The 993-nt window shown below is 78.4% G+C and carries 1 pseudogene; it reads left to right on the top strand.

What is annotated here, in order from left to right:
• A pseudogene (locus K6I34_RS37405) lies at positions 1-993 on the top strand (hypothetical protein); the annotation flags it as partial.

Below are 993 nucleotides of genomic sequence, written 5' to 3'. Positions count from 1 at the left end.
GCCCCGTACCCGCCGCGCGCCCGTACGCCGGCGCCGCGCCCGCGGCACCCGCCCCCGCGCCCACCGCCGAGGACCTCCTGCGCGCCTTCCGCGCCACCGCCTCCCCGGGAGCGCTGCGCCTGGCCGTGCACCTCGCGGCCGTACCGCTCGCGCTCCCCGTCATGCAGCTCGTCCAGCGCGCCATGCTGCCCGACACCGGGCCCATGGAACTCGCCGAAGTGCTCCTGTCCGGCCTGCTGTGGCAACTGCCCGGGCCGCCCCCGGGCACCGGCGGCGGCCCCTGGTACGAATTCGCCGACGGCGTGCGCGAACTGCTGCTGCGCTCCCTGGACCAGGGGGCCGCGGCCCTCGTCCTCAAGCACTGCTCCGAGTACGTCGAACGCCACTTCGGCAAGGGCGCCCGCAACTTCTCCGCGCTCGCCGTCGCCCAGCTCTCCGACCCGGCGGAGCCCGACGACGGCCTCTGGCCGGTCACCCCCGTCACGGACGGCACGGACGCCACGGACACCACGGACGCCACGGACAACGGCGCCGAACCCGAGTTGTTCGCCCAGGTGCCCGCCCGCGTCGTCCGCTGGTACCGGCCACTGCGCGCGGAACGCGACGAGAGCGGCGGGCTCGCCGAGGCCGAACGCCTGCTGCGGCTCTGGCAGCTCCAGGCCGACCCCACCCTCCTCCACGAGGCCCGCGCGTACGCGCTCCCGCACGCCCAGGCCCCCGCCGGGACGGCCGAGGGCATCCGCGGCCGCCTCGTGCTCGGCGGCGTCCTGCGCGCCCTCGCGGGCACCGAGGCCGTACGCCACGACCCGGCGGCCCGCGCCGCCGCCCTCGCGCAGGCCGTCGAGCTGCTGACCGAGGCCCACGAGCACACCGGACCCGGCGGCCCCCAGCACACCGCCGCCGCCCTGGAGCTCGCCTCCGCCCACCACGCCCGCTGGCAGGACGACGGCGACCCCGCCCACCTCCCCGCCGCCGAACGCGCCCTGCGCGCCC

Source organism: Streptomyces sp. UNOC14_S4, from assembly GCF_020740835.1.
In the GTDB taxonomy this organism is placed as follows: Bacteria; Actinomycetota; Actinomycetes; order Streptomycetales; family Streptomycetaceae; genus Streptomyces.
This window is presented reverse-complemented; position numbering and strand designations above follow the sequence as displayed.